This window comes from Geobacillus sp. C56-T3 (assembly GCF_000092445.1).
Taxonomy (GTDB): Bacteria; Bacillota; Bacilli; order Bacillales; family Anoxybacillaceae; genus Geobacillus; species Geobacillus thermoleovorans.
In genome coordinates this window covers 2,910,707-2,927,897 of sequence record NC_014206.1, presented here as the reverse complement: position 1 = coordinate 2,927,897, position 17,191 = coordinate 2,910,707, and the positions used below count along the sequence as shown (strand labels likewise).

The following is a 17,191-nucleotide window of genomic DNA, read 5'->3' as shown; positions in this document are numbered from 1 at the left end:
AAGGTAGGGAGGGATGCTCTCTCCTTGCTTATGGTGCCTTAATAAGACGAATGCTGGAAATTGCCGCTTCTTGTTCAATCGAACGCCTAGAAAGAAGATCTAAAATCCGTTCGTGCTTTTCCATGTTTTGTTCTATTTTCTTAACGATTTCATTTGTTTCAAGCACTGCTTGTTGGATGAAAACAAACTCTTGCTTCGTGACCATATTGGCTTTGACATGATCTAATTCTTTCATTAGGTTGTTCTTTACGTCCTCAAGCTCCTGTTTGGTAGCCATGTTGGCTTTGATATCTTCAAGTTCTTGCTTGGTAGCCATGTTGGCTTTGATATCTTCAAGTTCTTGCTTGGTAGCCATGTTGGCTTTGATATCTTCAAGTTCTTGCTTGGTAGCCATGTTGGCTTTGATATCTTCAAGTTCTTGCTTGGTAGCCATGTTGGCTTTGATATCTTCAAGTTCTTGCTTGGTAGCCATGTTGGCTTTGATATCTTCAAGTTCTTGCTTGGTAGCCATGTTGGCTTTGATATCTTCAAGTTCTTGCTTGGTAGCCATGTTGGCTTTGATATCTTCAAGTTCTTGCTTGGTAGCCATGTTGGCTTTGATGTCTTCAAGTTCTTGCTTGGTAGCCATGTTGGCTTTGATGTCTTCGATCTCTTTTGTGAAACTATGCTTCACTTCTTCAAGTTCTTGTTTGGTGGCCATGTTAGCTTTAATATCTTCTAGTTCTTTTGAGAAGCTTTGTTTTACTTTTTCGAGCTCCTGTTTGGTGGCCATGTTGGCTCTAATGTCTTCGAACTCTTTTGTGAAACTATGCTTCACTTCTTCAAGTTCTTGTTTCGTTGCCATGTTGGCTTTAATATCCTCAAGCTCTGTTGTGAAGTTTTGCTTCACTTCTTCGAGTTCCTGTTTCGTTGCCATGTTTGTTTTGACGTCGCTTACTTCATGTTCGATAATTTGGAGCTTGTCCAAAATTTGTTTCAATATCGCTTCCAAGGGAAATCCTCCCTTCTAATAAGATATATAGCATTCCTGGAAAAGCGAGTGATGATGAATCGCTTCTTTCTTTATGAGGACTGGGGAAACGAGCGTGTAGAGTAAGTGGTTGAGGAAAGGGATGGGATTGTAGCGCAGAACAAATGAGGATAATCGTTCCCCATTCATATTATAAATGATTCGTAGAAATTTGAAAATAACGTTTTGTGTCATTGTCGCTTTGTATCCGTCCAGGAAAAGGAGTGCGTTTTAGCCCGTACGGTCATGTTAATCCCGGCAGCGACATTGTTTTTAAGAAAATCGAACTTCCTTTCTTTATAATATAAGGAGAAACAAGGGATTTAATCGGAATCGTTCATGATCAATGTACGATTTAAAAAAGAAAGAGCTGGCTCCAAAAGTCCACTTGTTAGTGGATTTTTGGGTCAGCCCCCTTTCATTTGTGAACGTTTTCAATCACTTGTGGCATTTGTCCGGCGTGGTGTGTTCGTTTTCCTTTTGCTTGTCATGGCACGGAAAGCAGTACAACGTCTCTGTTTCTCGGCTGACGACGCCATTTAAAAACCCATGCAGACAATGGATCGGCTTGCCGCATTGCGCGCAAAAGCCAACAAGCTCTTCCAACCGCCATTTCTCCTTTCATGGGGATTGAACATGTTCACCTTCGGGCTGTGACGCTCGTCACTCCCCCCCAAGGTTCAAGCGGTTATGATAAAGTATATAATTCATTATACTACAAAGGAGGCCAATGTTATGAACCAATTTGCCGCCAAAATCCACGCTCCGGACTATCCGCCGCGCGACCGCCATCCGGCAATTTTTCGGCTGTTTGACAGTTTGAAGCCGGGGGAAGTGATGGAGCTGACGAATGACCATGACCCGCTTCCGCTGCAATACCAATTCATGATGGAGCGTCCGGATCAGTTTACATGGGAGTACTTAGAGGAAGGGCCGGACGTATGGCGGGTGGCCATCGGCAAAAAATAAATCATCCGCTCCATTGGGATTTCCGTCTGCAGGCGGAAATCTTTTTTTTCGCCGGTTGGTATGGTACGGTAAAAACAAACGATGGATGTCCGGAAAGGGGAAGCATGATGAAACAAACGATTGCCGGAGCGGTGCTCGCCGGCGGCCAGTCGCGCCGGTTTGGGCGGCCGAAGGCGTTTGCGTTGCACGAAGGAGCTCCGTTTTTCACTTGGTCCGTCGCGGCGTTGCGATCCGTCGCCGATGAATTGTACATCGTCAGCCACCCGTCGCTTATCGATGAATTCCGCCGGCAAACGGACATCCCGGTGCTGCTCGATGTGGAGCGCTGCCGCGGCTGTGGGCCGCTTGCCGGCCTTTACACCGTCATGGGACAGAGCCGAGCCGACTGGGTATTCGTCCTGCCGTGCGACATGCCGTACATGCGGCGGGAAGTGACGGAACGGCTTGCTTCCCATATCGATCCGACGTTTGACGCCATCGTCCCGCTCCATGGCAGCCGTCCCGAACCGTTGGTTGCTTTATACCACCGTCGGCTTCGCGACGCGATCGCCGAGCTGCTTGACGCCGGCGAACGGCGGATGATTTCGCTCCTTGACCGCATCCGCGTCCGCTGGGTGGATGTCGAGCAGCTTGCCGCGGATGGAGACGTATGGCGCAATGTCAATACGGAGGAAGAGTACCGGTGAAGGGGGGATTGTGGCCGAAGCAGACACAGCATACACTTTTTTTCAATCAGAAGGGCCATCCTTGACCACGAAATGGTTCTTTTTCCCGGCTTTTCACCACAAAATGCACTTGATGCAGGAAGACGCTCATGATACGCAAGTGAAAAATGATTTCGCCTGTACAATAACTGTCAATAAAAGGTCAAGTGCATCTTTTGATGATGACCTTGAATTTTATGAAACGGCAACAGTGCGAAGAAAAAAGAACCGCACGGCCTCGGCTCTTTTGCGTTATTGGACTGGAGGTTGATTTTGGTCCATTTCCTTCGCCAGGTCCGCTACTTCGGCGACGGTCAGCCCCGTTCGTTTCGCGACTTCGTGAATAGGCAGAACGTCAAGCAAGTTTTTCGCGATTTCGATGGCTTTTTGTTTTTCGGTTTGTTTGACCGCTTTCTCTTTTTCCTGTTCTAGATCTTCTACGAGCAAACGAAAGACTTTATTCGTTTTCATCCACTCCTTTACTTTTTGGGCGTATGGCGGGTCAATAAACTTGTCCAAACGTGGTTACTCAAGCAATCCGAGCCTAAACGCTTTTCCGACTGCTCCCGCCCGCGATTTGACGTGAAGTTTTCGCAAAATGGAAGACACATGGTGTTCCACCGTTCGTTTGCTGATGTTCAGTTGTTCGCCGATTTCGCGATTTGTTTTGTCTCTAGCAATGAGATCGAGAACGGCCAACTCCATGTCGGTCAGAGGCGAGCCATCATGGAAAGCAAGATCAGTCGGGAACGATTTCACCCCGCGATAGCTTTCCCGAATGGCGTGAATCAGGGTTTCGGCAGAATCGCATTTGGATACAAAAGCATAGGCGCCTGCCTCATGGACGGCCTGTACATATTCTGCGCTGGCATCCCCCGATAACATGACCACTTTGCTTGCAGGGAATCGTGATGAGATGTTCTTTGTCCAAATGAGGTAGTTTTCTCTTTGGCTCGTAGCATCGATGACAATGATATCAGGCTGGAAGTGAGCGATCTCCTTCTCTAGTTCGGCTGGAGAGAAGACGGCTCCCACTACTTCCAAGTCGGGCTCGCGTTCCAAAAGCTGATGGATGCCATCCATGACAAGGCCATGATCCCCTATGATCAAAATGTTGATTTTCACCATTGTCTCTCCCCCTCCCCCCGTAAAACGCAGCGAGTAGCGACGCATTTGGTTGGAACACACGTTGCGGTGAAACATGGAGTTTTACAGGGGATGAGTGATGTGCTGTTTTGATCCATAAGGCCATTTCTCTCAACTTCATTCGTTAAAATTTTACAATATCGATCAATCTCTGTAAACGAAATTTCAAAAAATAGGTATTTTCCGCAATGAAATTTGCGGAAAATACGGATGTTTTTTCAATGTTATTTTGGTACAGTAAGGGTGAAGCCGGCCGGTGATCTCTGAAATAATGAGGAGGATGATGCTCAATGAAGAAGAAATTTGCCGTGCTTGCTTTAGCAACGGGGCTTCTTGCTGTAGGAGGCGTAGCTCAGGCAGGAACGACGTATGATGATTATGACGTGATTGTCCCAGGTTTCAATGATAATGCGTTTACTCCTCAACAAACGAAGTCGACTACCGGCGCGTCAGCAGATTTGAAAGTATCGATACTGGGAAAAGCACTGGATGCAAGAGTGTATTCTTATAGCGGAGGAACTGGACCTTGGGTCCGTATCGCAACGGTTGGGGGCCCATTCAAACTGCCTAATTCGATCAAAGCAGGCAAGGATGCGAGAGTTGAGTTTAGTTCGGATCTTACTCAATTGGTAGATGTAAGAGTAAAAGGGGAGTGGAGAAGCAATTGATTCATCATGAGAATGGGCTAAACTGTTTGGATGGTCCATTCTCTTTAAACATGAAAACGAGCCTGGGAAAGGGTGTAAAAAATGTTGGGCCATCAAGTGAAAGTTGAATTCATCAGAGTCTTTACCTGGCGTCAATGTATGGTTTGGGCTGCATTAGTGTTGGTCCTGCCTGCCATCCAATTTATGTTGATAAAGGATCATTACCTTTACTATAGACAATTGGATCTTTTTCTGCGTTTGAATTCGAATTTTGTGCCGCTGCTTTTTCCGATCATCATGGTTCTCGTGTATGCGATTTCTTTTCCAAGTGAACAGAAAAATCATTTTATTCCATATGTACGTATCCGCATCCCTTTGACGACTTACTTCTTTAGCAAATTGATCGTCAATGCGATCCTGTCTTTTTTGCTCGCCTTTTTGATCGTATTCGTCCCTTTTGTATTTTCTATGTATATTGAACCTTATTTAGGAATTGTTCGTTTATATCCAACAGATGGCAATCCTATCCCTTATACAACGTTTGAGCAGCTGCTTGCCCTTGGCACGTTGCCATATGGAATTCTTTACTCACTATGGGTAGGGCTGAATGGAATGATGTATGCGACAATGGGATTGTTGCTCGTCATGATTTTAGAGAAGCCTTTTGTAGGGTTTTCCATTCCGTTTGTCTATTACTTGTTGGGAAATTTTATCACGCAAGTTTTTGGATATGATCAATTTTCCCCTACTTATACAATTTTTCCTTTTAGTATACAACAGCAACCGTTATGGACAGTATTCGTGCCATTTATCGTCTTATGTTTCGTTGTGATTCTATTGATGTTCTATCTAAAGGAAAGGTTGCATAAGCATCATGACTAGGACAGTAAAGAATAAATGGAAGGATTTTGTAAATGAATTACTGACATTCAAATGGATTCTCTTTGGAGCAGTTATTTACATATATGGATTAAGAGCGAAAGAGCATATGTATGTTGCTTCGTTTCAAACAAAACTATTGTTGAATAAATGGGATTTGTTACATAGCTTCTTCGGTAATATTTACCTTATTTTGTATTTCATTTTACCCGTTTTTCTATATCGTTCTATTTCGATTATTATATCTGATTTTGATTATACGGTTTTGATACGATTTGGTTCTTATCGAAGTTGGGTGTATGCAACATTAGTTCGATTTATTCAAAGCCTCAGCATATCCATGATCGTTTGGGGGGCAGTGAGCGGAGTTTTGTCAATCGGTGCTCCTTCTTTTGCTGGCTGGAGTCCGTTTAGTAAGCTGGATGCATCTTTAAGTGAAACGCAAATCTTGCAAAAATTTATAGACAGTCCCTTTTCAGCATTGTTGCTGCATTTGACGTTGCTTGTTTTAAGTTTCAGCTGTATTCACCTTGTTTTGGCCATCCTTTATGTAAAGTGGAAAAACAAGGGCATTGTCGTATTTGCCGCGGTGTTCATATGGGTGTATGGCGGAGTGTCATTTAAACTTCTTCCTCCCCATTCCTTGTTTAATTTGTGCCATTACTTGATTTTGCATTCGGGGGCTGCGCAGTTCGGAAATCTATGGGGATCTTTTGTGATGGTCATAGGATGGATGATCCTGCTCATATCGATTGCCAATCGACTGGATTTGAATGTGAAAGGATACAGCTGGAGATATGCCGCTTTTATTGCCTTGATTGTCATGGCATTATGGTCCGGAATGCGAGAAAACGTGGGACAAACTATTTGGGACCAATTTCTTTTCATGTTTATAGGTGGTTCCAATCAAGCGTTCTATTTCAAGTCGTTTTTATGTTATTGGGTTCTGTATTTTGGATTCATCTATTGGGTCCAATTGTACTTGCAGAAGGAATTGTCGGAAATGGGGTATTACAAGCTTTTGCGTTATCAGTCTATCACCCGATGGTTTTGGAGATGGTATCATAAGATCATGTTATATATTGGATTATACTTATTCGCCTTAGCATTGCTTGCTTTATTCATTTCTTCTTTGAAGCGTTTCTCTTTTGACTTCTATGTTTCGATTGATCGCTCGGTCACGTTGCTTGAGGTGTTTTATCATTTTTTTGTCAATGGCTATCTTCAAATTTCATTTTATGTACTATTTGTGTTTCTTATTTCTTGGTTGAGTAAAGAAACGTTTTATAGTTTAGTGGGGCTCGCCATACTTTCATTCTTTATGTTACCGGGTCTTAATAATTGGGGGATAGTTCCATCCGGATTGAATAGCATGGCGTATTTATTCGCAGATTACTCGGTTTATCGCATAAGCATAGTTCTATCCTTATGGAATGTTTTAGAGATTGTTTTCTTGCTGTATGTCTTTCATAAACAAGATCTTGATTTCTAAAAAGGAGTGAGGAAGTTGTCGCATATCCTACTGAGTCAAGTCAGTAAATCTTTTAAAGGAGCAACAATTTTTGAAAACGTGAATTTTGCAGTGGAAAAGGGGAAAATTTATGGAATTATTGGTCCTAACGGTTCAGGAAAGTCCGTATTATTTAAACTAATATGCGGATTTATGTTCCCTGATCACGGCAGCGTGATCGTGGACGGGGAAGAGCTGGGTGCCAATAAACGATTTCCCAGTAATTTTGGAATTATCATTGATCGGCCTGGGTATATAGCGGGAAAGACAGGGTTTGATAATCTAAAAGCATTAGCTCTCATTCGAAACAAAATCAATGATGACAAAATAAAGCAGACGATGAGGATGGTTGGTTTAAATCCAGAATTGACACAAAAGGTAAAACATTACTCACTTGGAATGAAACAAAAGCTTGCTATTGCTCAAGCCATTATGGAAGATCAACAAACACTTATTTTAGATGAACCATTCAATGCTCTAGATGCTGACAGCGTTGAAAATATCCGCAATTTGCTTCGGAAATTCAGGGAAGAAGGGAGAACGATTTTGCTTACTAGCCACAATCAAGAGGACGTTGATGTTCTTTGCGATGAAGTTTACAGAATCAACCGTTTTAAACTTGAAAAAGTGAAGTAATAGGCTCTAAATTTTCCATGGTCCGATGACGCCTATTACGATTAGAATTTGCAAATAATGAATCTGTTTGACTGGAAGCTTTTCTTTCACCCCTTCCCGAGCGGGATGGGGTCTTTCTCTTCCGGGGGATGATGGATTAGGGAAGGAATGAGGCTCATGCATAAAAAAATCGTGGTCGCTGTTTCCGCTGTGCAGTTTCTTCTCTTAGCTTTCGTAGCGATTGTTGTTTCGGATGTCCATGACCGCTTTTTTCCGGAACAGCTGGATGTGAAAGCGAAAGTGACATTGGATTTTAGCCAGTCTGATTTGCGTCAGGAAGATGTGTTTCAACAGTTGGGGGCGATGAGCGATCGATGGGAACTAGGATTGATGAAAATCGCGCCAGATTTACGGGGGGATCAGTCGGGACAGATCTTTGTTCAAGTGGGGGAGAAAGGGGATTTTCCAAAGAGAATTCAGCGTTTTGGCCATGAGCCAGATGCGGAGATCCGCGATCGCCGCGCGTTGGCCCATTCGTTTGCCAATGGCGATTATTTGGTGACAGGGAAAACCGATCATATAGACGAGTTGAAACATTGGCTGGCGTCGCATCGGGTCGATCAGAAGTGGAACGAAGAGACTCTGTTGACCATTCTCCAATTTTTGATCGTGCAAAGCGATTTTGGTGTGGCGCTGTTGGCTGTTTCGGCGCTGATGGTGTCATTAGCTTTATACTGGCTGGCGGTCAAAGCGAAAGGGCGCGCGTTGCGTGTGTTGGCGGGAGTTCCGACGTCGCGCATCCAATGCGAGGATTTCAGCCACTTTTTGCTGGCTATGGTTTTGGCCGCCGCTATATTGGACGTCTTGGCCGCTCTTTATGTCGGCTTTGTCTATGGATGGGGATTCGTGCCTTACTATAGTAAAGTGTTGCTTTTGGCTGAGGCGATGGTGATCTCTTTGACAATGGCTTGCGCGTTGATTTTTTCTGTTGCCTCATGGCCGAATCCAGAGATGTTGGCGATGCGCGAACCTGCTGTCAAGCGTTTGGCCAGAAGTTCGGCTGTATTGAAACTCGCTGTATTTGCTTTCGTCCTTTCCGCTGTCTCACCGGCGGTTTCAGCTTATACGAATGCTAGAAAAACAGCACAGGAACAAATCATGTGGAAGTCGTTGGCTGATCAAGCGGTGTTGGTGTTCCCGTCCCGTCCAGGAAGAGCGGGGGGAGCGGAAATCGAGCAGTTGTTTCAGATGTTGCAACCATCGGTGGGGGACATGGTTCGACAAGCGGAGGCCGACGATCGCGTAGTGTTATCGAAAGCGTGGACGGAAGACGATTTCGCCATCGATGGCATGACCATTGCGCCGTACCGTTACATGGTTATCGTGAATGAGCGATGGTTGGATATCGTTCGCAAAAAGAACAAAGGGCTATCTTTGGTTCCTCTTGCGCTGGAACAGATTCCAAAGGACGTGAGACAATTTGTCGAACTCTCCATCCCGTTATATGTAAGAAACCAGCAACAGGCTCAAGCCATATGGCATGAGGTCAAGATGTGTCGTTTGACCGGATCGTCCCCTTTTCCATTTGTCCGCTTTGGCGGACAGCTTGAGTTTGCCCGGCCGAAGGAGGTGTTATTGTTGGTTGCCCCTCATGTCCATTCATTATTCAATGACAACTTTTTGATCTCTGTCGCTTCTTCGTCGGAGTTGAGTTTTGTCGGACTAGAGGAAACACAGAAACTCGTAGCTGAACGCGGCCTTCAGAACCGGATCCGCGTCAACTATATGGCGGAGGAAGGAATTTTGCGCGCGCAGCTTTATGCCTATTTCGTGTGGCTTAGAATTGGATCGATTGTTGGTCTTTTAGCGGCCTTGGCTATTGCCTCCGCCATTAGTGCGTTTATTATGGCTGTGTTAAAAGCAAAACGCGATTTTCCTCTTCGGCTTGCTGGGGCATCTTGGTGGGCGGTGTCGCGCGGGCGAATCGTGAAAGAGTGGGTGTTAGGGGGAATCGTGGTCATGCTGATTATGCTGTTGCAAGGAATAAACGGCTGGTTGCCGGTTTGTCTAACGGGGGCGCTTGTGCTGCTTGCTTTGCCGCTCGTACATATTGGTGCGGCAGCTTGGGTGTTTGCGAAAAACTCCCTGCGTCAGTTGTAGAAAGAAGGAGGAAGGCTTGACTGCCATGAGAATTGAGGCCGATCAAGTGACGATGATTATCAATGAGCGAACGATTATGGAGAACGAAAGTGTCGTATGCTCCCCTGGAGCCTTGACGGCGCTTGTTGGTCCAAGCGGAGCGGGCAAAACGACGCTTCTCCATGTGCTTGGATTGCTTTTGCGGCCGACAAACGGTCGTGTATTGATTGATGGTGTCGATACAACGAGTTGGGGAGCGAAGCAGCGGCGGCTGTTTTGGAAACACCATGCGGCATTCATTCTCCAAGATTACGGAATTATGGAGGAAGAATCAGTTGCGTTTAATATCACGATGACTTCGAGTTTGTTTCGTTCGAAAGTTGTCGGCGATGAGGAGCGGGTGCGCAAAGTGTTATCGGAAACAGGGTTGGATGGAAGAGAACGAGAACTGGCCGCCCGTCTAAGTGGAGGCGAAAAGCGACGCTTGGCGATCGCACGCGCTCTCTATAAAGACGCACAAGTCATTTTGGCGGATGAGCCGACGGCTTCTCTTGATGAGGCCAATGGCGATCGCGTCATTGAGCTGCTTCAATTATTGGCGAAGCAAGGGAGAACGGTTATTGTCGCGACCCACGATGAGAAAATGATGCGAGCCGCCCATGCTGAGCATGCGCTAAAGGGAATGCGGCATGGCAGATGAGAAGAAAGGGGGCGAATCAAGATGACGAAAAAACGATGGTGGGGCATTGGCGTTGCCATTGTGTTGGTCGGCGGACTTTTAGTAGCGGGAGGGGGGATTGGTTTGTCGCTTATCCCGTTCCCAGGCAAACAGGACGTTGCTCGTCCTGAATGCGGAAAACTGCCGAGCCGATCGGAAGTGAGAGAGGCGTTGAGTCAGCATCGGGATCTCGCAGCTCGCTTGGAGCGCGTAGGAAAGGGAGTAAGCGTGAAGGTGGAGGCGCCGTGCGGAGATCAAGCGGATGAAGCGCTCATCCGCATTGTTTATCATACAAAGGAGGAACGGGATGCAGTTTCCTCCATTTTGGCTGACCACAGTTTCGGAGTTCCAGTTGAGCTAATCGAAAGATAAGATGAGCGCTGAGGTCTAAATGTGATCCATATCACATAACGCGCCTGAATGTTGCGGTACAATGGAGGCCAAGGAGGGGGCCGCAATGCGCGATTTTAATGAAAATCCGTTTATTGTGATTTGGGAATTGACGAGAGCTTGTCAACTCAAGTGCCTTCATTGCCGCGCCGAAGCGCAATACCATCGCGATCCGCGCGAGTTGACGTTTGAGGAAGGGAAAAAACTGATCGATGAGATTTACGAGATGGATCAGCCGATGCTCGTCTTTACGGGCGGCGATCCGCTCATGCGCCCGGATGTGTACGATTTAGCGAAATATGCGATCGATAAAGGATTGCGCGTGTCAATGACGCCAAGCGCGACGCCGAACGTGACGAAAGAAGCGATCCGCAAAGCAAAAGAGGTCGGCTTGTCGCGCTGGGCGTTTAGCCTTGACGGGCCGAACGCCGAGATTCACGACCATTTCCGCGGCGTGAGCGGCTCGTTTGATTTGACGATCCGTGCGATTCAATACTTGCATGAGCTCGACATTCCCGTGCAAATCAACACCGTCATTTCGCGATACAACGTTCATGTGCTTGACGAGATGGCGGCGTTGGTGGAGAAGCTGAAATGCGTCCTTTGGAGCGTCTTTTTCCTTGTGCCGACAGGCAGGGGGAAGGAGGAGGATATGATTTCCCCCATCGAGCATGAGCGGGTGTTCCGCTGGTTGTATGAAACGAGCAAGCGCGTTCCGTTTGATATCAAAACGACGGCGGGCCAGCATTACCGCTGCGTCGTGCTGCAGGCGAAAATGCGCGAAGGAAAAACGGCAAAAGGCGGCATCCGTTACGAAGACGTGTTGAACAAAGGCTTAACCGGACAAGTCGACGGGCTCGGCCGCGCGCCGAAAGGAGTAAACGACGGCAACGGCTTTGTTTTTATCTCCCATATCGGCGATGTCTACCCAAGCGGGCTGCTGCCGGTCAAAGCAGGGAACGTCCGGGAAACGCCGCTGGCGGACATTTACCGACACTCGCCGATTTTCCAAGACTTGCGCAATCCGGACAAATATAAAGGAAAATGCGGCGTCTGCGAGTTCCGATATGTGTGCGGCGGCTCACGCTCGCGGGCGTACGCGGTGACGGGAGACTATTTGGAAAGCGAGCCGTATTGTGTTTACATTCCAAAGGCGCTGCGGACAAAAGAGCGAAGCCAACGGTAAGAGGGCGGTGAAAAACGGCCGCTTAAAATGACGGCGCTACGGCGTTCGTGAGACGGTTGCCCGGGCGCATGCGGCGGATGTTGGATGTGTGTTCAAAACATACGGGGAAGGAGCAGGCGCCCTTCCCCGTTTTTATCATCCTGAACCGAGCTGGCGGCACTTGCTGTTGCGGAACCGCCTGAACCTTCCCCGTTTTCATCATCCTGAACCGAGTCCCCCACTTCCACGCGTGAGCGTAAGTGGGGGATGAATCGGGATTTGCCGTCATTCTTCCTCTTGCTTCCACAGAACAGAAGGTGTAAAGAACCGTGGGACGCACGGGGATGGCTTGGTGGACAGCCTGCTGTGGGGCGGGTGTTCCCAAGAATCTCCCACCTCAAAGCTCAAGCGTAGGTGGGAGAGCGTTCAATGTTGAAAGATCATTCGTGGTCCAAATCGACAATAAATGTCTCCGGCCCGGTCGGCGCCGCGCTTCCTCCCTTTGGTTCGAGGCTCGCTTTAATTTGCTTGAACTGTTTGACATCCTCGCCGGTGATCAAAATGCGCGCCGCTCCGTGGCGGATCGTCAACAGTTCCCCTTTGACCTCGTTGTTGGTGTAAATGATCCACAATTGATAATCGCGAGTCGCAAACGGCAGCAATCCTTCAATTTCCATCAGCATTTCCTTCGTATCGTCATTGAGCCAAATCGTGCCGTCCATCTGTTGAAAGAGCGCCGATGGTTCAATCGGAATTTGTTTCGTTTTGGGATTATGGATGATTCGCTCGATTGGAATGTCGGTATGTTGTTCGACAATCTGGTATCGATATGGCTCATCCGATCCGTCATGGGAAGCGGTCGGCCCGTCGTTCGAAGCGGAAAGGCGCAAGGCGAAAAGGAAGACGGCCAAAGCGGCGCCGATCAATCCCGAAGCGATGCGGACCTTTCGCTGCGCGCGCGCTGTTTGTCTTTGCGCTTCCGCTTGGGCCCAAATTCGCTCTTTGTGAGAAAGGGGCGGTGCTTCATATTGGGCTGCCTCTTTAAGCCCAATGTCTTTCCACGCTTCAAGCAGGCGTTGGCATTCAAGGCAGTGCTTAAGATGGTTGGACACGTCTTCTTTTTCTTGCTCTGGCAGCATGCCTAACAGCCAGTCCACGATTTTTGCTTCCGAAATATGGCTATGCTTCATGCTGTTCTTCACCTCTGCCAGCCTCCATCCAGTGGAACAGCTCTTTTTGTTTCCGCAAATTGCGCAAGCCGTAGCGGATGAGCGACTTGACGGAGCCTAACGGTTTGTTCATCGCGGCGGCGATTTCCCGCTGGGTTTCCCCGTGAAAGTAAAAGTGAATGATCGCTTGCCGCTGCTCCTCGGGGAGATGGGTTAACGCATCGAGGATGACTTGTTGTTCCAGTTGGCGGAGAAAGTAGAATTCCGCCCCCTTTTCTTTTAAAGCCGCTTCCTCAAGGCGGCTCACTAGCAAATCCCGTTTCTTGCGCAGGCGGTCGAGCGACCGGCTTTTCGTTTTCACGGCAAGAAAGGCTTGAACGCTTCCCCGCTTTGGATCAAATTGGTGCGGTTTTTGCAAGATTTCGAGAAACACATCGTGGCTGACATCTTCCGCCTCCACCTCGTTGCCGACGATTCGAAGAGCGATATGATAGACCATCGGAGCGTATTTTTCGTAAAAACGGTCAAAGGCGGCGCGCGAGCCTTCGGCGATCTTCTCGAGCAGTTCCATGTCTTCCCGTCGATCTTCCATCTTGCCCACCTCCCGACACATGCTTGATGGAATTGTTGCCCCTGCTGCATCTATTCTACAATTTCATTTTTCTCCTGCAAAACAAATCCATTGATCCATTTCTGGCGTATACGAAGTGAAAACAGAAGGAGGGAGTGAACGTCGTGCGAAGCAGGGTCATCATGATGTTCGCCATGATCTTGACACTCTTTTCGCTTCTTCTTCCGATCCGCCCGGCATCGGCGGCAAGCGGTGTTGTTCTTTTCACGCCATACACCGGGCTTTCCGTGACGCCGGGGGAAACAATCGACTATACGGTCAATGTCATCAACAACGGTTCCAACATTGAAAACGTCACCTTCTCGTTTGACCACCTGCCGAAAGGATGGGCGACTTCGATTACCGCTGAGGGGAGAACGATTGAGCAGCTGTCCGTCCGAGGCGGAAAAGAAGAAGAGGTCACGTTGGAAGTGACCGTGCCGCTGGATGCCGACAAAGGGGATTACCGCTTTTGGCTCGTCGCGAAAGGGGAGAGTGGTTCATCGAAATTGCCGCTGCTTGTCCGCGTGACGGAACAAGGATCGTTTAAAACGGAACTGACGTCGGAACAAACGAACCTCGAGGGGCACGCGGATTCGAGCTTCACGTATGATGTCACGCTGAAAAACCGAACCGCCAAGACGCAAAATTACGCGTTAAGTTCGGCGGCGGAAAAAGGTTGGCAAGTCACGTTCAAATCGGAAGGCAATTCCGTTACGTCGGTGAAACTCGAGCCGAATGAATCAAGAGACATTACCGTAGAGGTCAAACCGCCGGAAAATGTGAAAGCGGGCACGTACAAAATCCCGATCAAAGCGCAAACGAGCGATACGTCGGCTGAGCTGACGTTAGAAGCGGTCATTACGGGCACGTATGCGCTCAAACTGACGACGCCGTCAGGAAACTTAAGCACCGATGTGACGGCGGGGCATGAACGGGTGATCGATCTTGTCGTCAAAAACACCGGAAGCGCTCCGCTTTTGAACATCAATATGACGGCTGACGCTCCGCCTGATTGGGAAGTGGAATTCGATCAAAGCACGATCGCCCAGCTGAACCCGGGCGATTCCAAAACAGTCAAGGCGAAAGTGAAAGCGTCGGATGAAGCGATCGCTGGGGATTATGTCGTCAACTTCCAGGCGCAAACGGCGGAAACGTCGGCGGAGGCGGCGTTTCGCATCTCGGTCAAAACGTCGACCGTTTGGGGCGTGGTGGCGGTGTTGATCATTCTTGGGGTGGCCGGAGGGCTGTACTATTTGATCAAAACATACGGGAGGAGGTAAGCATGGCAGCACCCGCCGTCATCGAGCTTGACAACTTGTGCAAAACGTATGGGGACCATCGGGCGGTTGACCATTTGTCGCTTTCGATTCAAAAAGGGGAAATTTTTGGCCTTCTTGGCCCGAACGGGGCGGGAAAGACGACGACGATTTTGATGATGCTCGGGTTCACCGAACCGACGTCCGGTTCGGTGAGGGTATGCGGGATCGATCCGGTGCGAAACCCGATTGAGGTGAAACGGAAAGTCGGGTACTTGCCGGATGATGTCGGCTTTTACCATCACATGACAGGCTTGGAGAACTTGTTGTATACGGCAGCGTTAAACGGCATTCCCCGCGCCGAGGCGGAAAAGCGGGCGTGGGAGCTGCTCGAGAAGGTGAATTTGACTGATGCGGCCCATAAAAAAGCGGGGAAATACTCGCGGGGAATGAGGCAGCGGCTCGGCTTGGCTGATGTGTTGATGAAGCGCCCGGAAGTGATCATTTTGGATGAGCCGACGTTGGGCATCGACCCTGAGGGAGTGCGCGAGCTGCTTCGCCTGATCCGCAATTTGAGCCGCCATGAAGGCATCACCGTTCTATTGTCCTCGCACCAATTGCACCATGTGCAGCAAATTTGCGACCGAGTCGGCTTGTTCGTGGGCGGCCGGTTGTTGGCCGAAGGGAATATCGAGCGCCTGGCGCAACAGCTGTTTTTGCAGGATGCCTATGTCATCCATGTGGTCGCTTCACCGCTTGACGCTTCCTTACGGTCCAAAATCGAGGCGATTCCGGGCGTCAACAAAGTGGAGCAAACGGAAAATGGATGGGATGTGTATTGCCAAACGGATGTGAGCGCCGCCATCAGCCAGACGATCATCGAATCAGGATCTTCGCTGTTCCATCTCAGCCGGCGAGATTTTGGACTTGATGAGATTTATCACCGCTATTTTGAAGGGAGGGATGTACGTGAAGGCCAGTAAGGAAGAGCGATGGGCAAACGATGTCCTTTCATATGTGAAAAGATGGAGCGAACGGCTGAAGGCGGGTGCGCTTGATGAGAAGAAACGGGCAAGAGGGGCAAACAGCGCCTTTTCGGCCATTGTCAAAAAAGAACTGGCCGATTATTTGACGAGTTGGCGCATGATCATTTTAATCGCCCTCATCTTGCTCACTTGCTTCGGCTCGCTATATACGGCGATGACGACGATCCGGGACGCGTTGGATTCCTCGGAAGAGGCCAAGGAAATCGCGAAAGGCGCCTACTTGTTTCTAAAATTATTCACCGTCTCGGACGGAACGTTGCCTTCGTTTCTGACGTTTGTCAGCTTTCTCGGGCCGCTGCTCGGCATCGCTCTTGGATTTGACGCCATCAATTCGGAGCGGAATCGGGGGACGTTAAGCCGGCTCATGGCCCAGCCGATTCCGCGCGATTATGTGATCAATGGCAAGTTTGTCGCTGCGCTGTTGTTGAATGCTGTTTTGTTTCTTTCGCTCGGCCTGCTCGTGATGGCGTTGGGCATTTTGGTCTTGGGGATTCCGCCTACTTTCGAAGAGTTTGCCCGCATGGTCTGCTTTTTGTTGTTATGTCTTGTGTATATCGCCTTTTGGCTGAATCTCGGCATTTTGTTTTCTGTTGTCTTCCGCCAGGCTGCGACATCCGCGTTGTCGTCGATGGCCGTTTGGTTGTTTTTCAATCTTTTCTACTCGATGATCGTGGAAGTATTTGCGAAATCGTTTTTGCAGTCTGACGCCATTACGTCCGTCGAGCAGGCGGTCGGCCGTCAAGAGTTGGTGCTTGGTCTCATGAGATTGTCGCCGAGCTACTTGTTCAATGAATCAACAACCGCCTTGCTTTCGCCGGACGTCCGAACGCTAGGGATCGTCACGGTGGAGCAAACGGCCGGCGCTGTTGCGGCCCCCTTGCCATTCTCGCAAAGTTTGCTGCTCATTTGGCCGCAGGCGACCGCGCTCATTGCCGCCACTCTCATCTGCTTTGCGATCGCGTATTGGTTGTTTATGAGGCAGGAGATACGGGCGAGTGGGTGAGAAAACAAGTTGTTTGCCGTAGACGGGGCGGAAGAGATGTGTGCGCCCAACAGCGTTTCTTATCGTTCGTATGTGAAAAACGTTTTGCCAAATCGTGTCCGTTCCTTTTGGGGACGGGCTTTTTCTTTTTTTGGATGTGACAAAACCGTGACAACGCTTGTGGCAAAATGGTGACAACAGGCAAGAATGTGATCAACCTCACAAATCCGTTTC

19 protein-coding genes and 1 pseudogene are annotated in these 17,191 nt (G+C 48.6%); 14 read left to right on the top strand and 6 right to left on the bottom strand.

What is annotated here, in order from left to right; all coding sequences use genetic code 11:
• Nucleotides 1-28: 28 nt before the first annotated feature.
• Both GC56T3_RS14450 and GC56T3_RS19735 read right to left on the bottom strand, forming a co-directional pair.
• Nucleotides 29-991: a hypothetical protein gene (locus tag GC56T3_RS14450; RefSeq protein WP_013146121.1), complete on the bottom strand. Its 963-nt coding sequence runs from the start codon at nucleotides 989-991 to the stop codon at nucleotides 29-31.
• Nucleotides 992-1,447: 456 nt separating this feature from the next.
• Nucleotides 1,448-1,615 (bottom strand): hypothetical protein, encoded by a 168-nt coding sequence (locus GC56T3_RS19735; RefSeq protein ID WP_013146120.1) that lies wholly within the window; start codon nucleotides 1,613-1,615, stop codon nucleotides 1,448-1,450.
• A 129-nt stretch (nucleotides 1,616-1,744) separates the two neighbouring features.
• On the opposite strand from GC56T3_RS19735, the gene GC56T3_RS14445 reads away from it, so the two are divergent.
• The 3 genes from GC56T3_RS14445 to GC56T3_RS14435 all read left to right on the top strand — a co-directional run bounded on the left by GC56T3_RS14445 (nucleotide 1,745) and on the right by GC56T3_RS14435 (nucleotide 2,953).
• The gene (locus tag GC56T3_RS14445; RefSeq protein ID WP_013146119.1) at nucleotides 1,745-1,978 is read left to right on the top strand and encodes a DUF2249 domain-containing protein; all 234 of its coding nucleotides are present in this window, start codon (nucleotides 1,745-1,747) and stop codon (nucleotides 1,976-1,978) included.
• A gap of 107 nt (nucleotides 1,979-2,085) precedes the next feature.
• Nucleotides 2,086-2,664 (top strand): molybdenum cofactor guanylyltransferase, encoded by a 579-nt coding sequence (locus tag GC56T3_RS14440; protein WP_227456659.1) that lies wholly within the window; start codon nucleotides 2,086-2,088, stop codon nucleotides 2,662-2,664.
• A gap of 10 nt (nucleotides 2,665-2,674) precedes the next feature.
• Complete coding sequence (locus GC56T3_RS14435) at nucleotides 2,675-2,953, top strand: hypothetical protein (RefSeq protein WP_041468532.1); 279 nt, start codon at nucleotides 2,675-2,677, stop codon at nucleotides 2,951-2,953.
• Here the strand turns inward: GC56T3_RS14435 and GC56T3_RS14430 are convergent.
• Together GC56T3_RS14430 and GC56T3_RS14425 are read right to left on the bottom strand one after the other, a co-directional pair.
• Nucleotides 2,935-3,198 (bottom strand): annotated as a pseudogene (locus GC56T3_RS14430) (transcriptional regulator); the annotation flags it as partial. The gene GC56T3_RS14435 and the pseudogene GC56T3_RS14430 overlap by 19 nt on opposite strands.
• A gap of 9 nt (nucleotides 3,199-3,207) precedes the next feature.
• On the bottom strand, nucleotides 3,208-3,810 hold the full coding sequence (locus GC56T3_RS14425) for a response regulator transcription factor (protein WP_013146117.1): 603 nt from the start codon (nucleotides 3,808-3,810) through the stop codon (nucleotides 3,208-3,210).
• Between the two features lie 308 nt (nucleotides 3,811-4,118).
• Between GC56T3_RS14425 and GC56T3_RS14420 the strand changes: the two genes are divergently transcribed.
• The 8 genes from GC56T3_RS14420 to GC56T3_RS14385 all read left to right on the top strand — a co-directional run bounded on the left by GC56T3_RS14420 (nucleotide 4,119) and on the right by GC56T3_RS14385 (nucleotide 11,912).
• Nucleotides 4,119-4,496, top strand: a complete 378-nt coding sequence (locus GC56T3_RS14420) for a hypothetical protein (RefSeq protein ID WP_013146116.1) — start codon at nucleotides 4,119-4,121, stop codon at nucleotides 4,494-4,496.
• A gap of 81 nt (nucleotides 4,497-4,577) precedes the next feature.
• Entirely contained in the window at nucleotides 4,578-5,357 is a 780-nt protein-coding gene (locus GC56T3_RS14415; RefSeq protein ID WP_013146115.1) for an ABC transporter permease, read from the top strand.
• The gene (locus tag GC56T3_RS14410; protein ID WP_013146114.1) at nucleotides 5,350-6,846 is read left to right on the top strand and encodes a hypothetical protein; all 1,497 of its coding nucleotides are present in this window, start codon (nucleotides 5,350-5,352) and stop codon (nucleotides 6,844-6,846) included. The genes GC56T3_RS14415 and GC56T3_RS14410 overlap by 8 nt, the downstream gene beginning before the upstream one ends.
• Nucleotides 6,847-6,861: 15 nt before the next feature.
• Nucleotides 6,862-7,500 carry an ABC transporter ATP-binding protein gene (locus tag GC56T3_RS14405; protein WP_013146113.1) on the top strand — a complete coding sequence of 213 codons (639 nt, stop codon included), beginning with the start codon at nucleotides 6,862-6,864 and terminating at the stop codon, nucleotides 7,498-7,500.
• Between the two features lie 156 nt (nucleotides 7,501-7,656).
• Nucleotides 7,657-9,639: a hypothetical protein gene (locus GC56T3_RS14400; RefSeq protein WP_013146112.1), complete on the top strand. Its 1,983-nt coding sequence runs from the start codon at nucleotides 7,657-7,659 to the stop codon at nucleotides 9,637-9,639.
• A gap of 25 nt (nucleotides 9,640-9,664) precedes the next feature.
• Nucleotides 9,665-10,318: an ABC transporter ATP-binding protein gene (locus GC56T3_RS14395; protein WP_041468528.1), complete on the top strand. Its 654-nt coding sequence runs from the start codon at nucleotides 9,665-9,667 to the stop codon at nucleotides 10,316-10,318.
• 21 nt (nucleotides 10,319-10,339) lie between these two features.
• Nucleotides 10,340-10,708: a hypothetical protein gene (locus GC56T3_RS14390; RefSeq protein WP_013146110.1), complete on the top strand. Its 369-nt coding sequence runs from the start codon at nucleotides 10,340-10,342 to the stop codon at nucleotides 10,706-10,708.
• An 85-nt stretch (nucleotides 10,709-10,793) separates the two neighbouring features.
• Nucleotides 10,794-11,912, top strand: coding sequence for a TIGR04053 family radical SAM/SPASM domain-containing protein (locus GC56T3_RS14385; protein WP_013146109.1), 1,119 nt, complete (start codon nucleotides 10,794-10,796; stop codon nucleotides 11,910-11,912).
• 419 nt (nucleotides 11,913-12,331) lie between these two features.
• Here the strand turns inward: GC56T3_RS14385 and GC56T3_RS14380 are convergent, their stop codons facing one another.
• Nucleotides 12,332-13,093, bottom strand: coding sequence for an anti-sigma factor (locus tag GC56T3_RS14380; protein ID WP_013146108.1), 762 nt, complete (start codon nucleotides 13,091-13,093; stop codon nucleotides 12,332-12,334).
• A complete protein-coding gene (locus GC56T3_RS14375; RefSeq protein WP_013146107.1) occupies nucleotides 13,071-13,652 on the bottom strand; it encodes a sigma-70 family RNA polymerase sigma factor in 582 nt (193 codons plus the stop codon). Before GC56T3_RS14375 ends, GC56T3_RS14380 begins: the two co-directional genes overlap by 23 nt.
• A gap of 134 nt (nucleotides 13,653-13,786) precedes the next feature.
• Here GC56T3_RS14375 and GC56T3_RS14370 point away from each other — a divergent pair, with 134 nt between their 5' ends.
• From GC56T3_RS14370 to GC56T3_RS14360, 3 genes are read left to right on the top strand one after another with little or no spacing between them, the layout of a single operon-like run.
• The gene (locus GC56T3_RS14370) at nucleotides 13,787-14,953 is read left to right on the top strand and encodes an NEW3 domain-containing protein (RefSeq protein WP_013146106.1); all 1,167 of its coding nucleotides are present in this window, start codon (nucleotides 13,787-13,789) and stop codon (nucleotides 14,951-14,953) included.
• 2 nt (nucleotides 14,954-14,955) lie between these two features.
• Nucleotides 14,956-15,912 (top strand): ABC transporter ATP-binding protein, encoded by a 957-nt coding sequence (locus GC56T3_RS14365; RefSeq protein WP_013146105.1) that lies wholly within the window; start codon nucleotides 14,956-14,958, stop codon nucleotides 15,910-15,912.
• Nucleotides 15,899-16,978 (top strand): ABC transporter permease, encoded by a 1,080-nt coding sequence (locus GC56T3_RS14360; RefSeq protein WP_013146104.1) that lies wholly within the window; start codon nucleotides 15,899-15,901, stop codon nucleotides 16,976-16,978. Before GC56T3_RS14365 ends, GC56T3_RS14360 begins: the two co-directional genes overlap by 14 nt.
• Nucleotides 16,979-17,191: the final 213 nt, after the last annotated feature.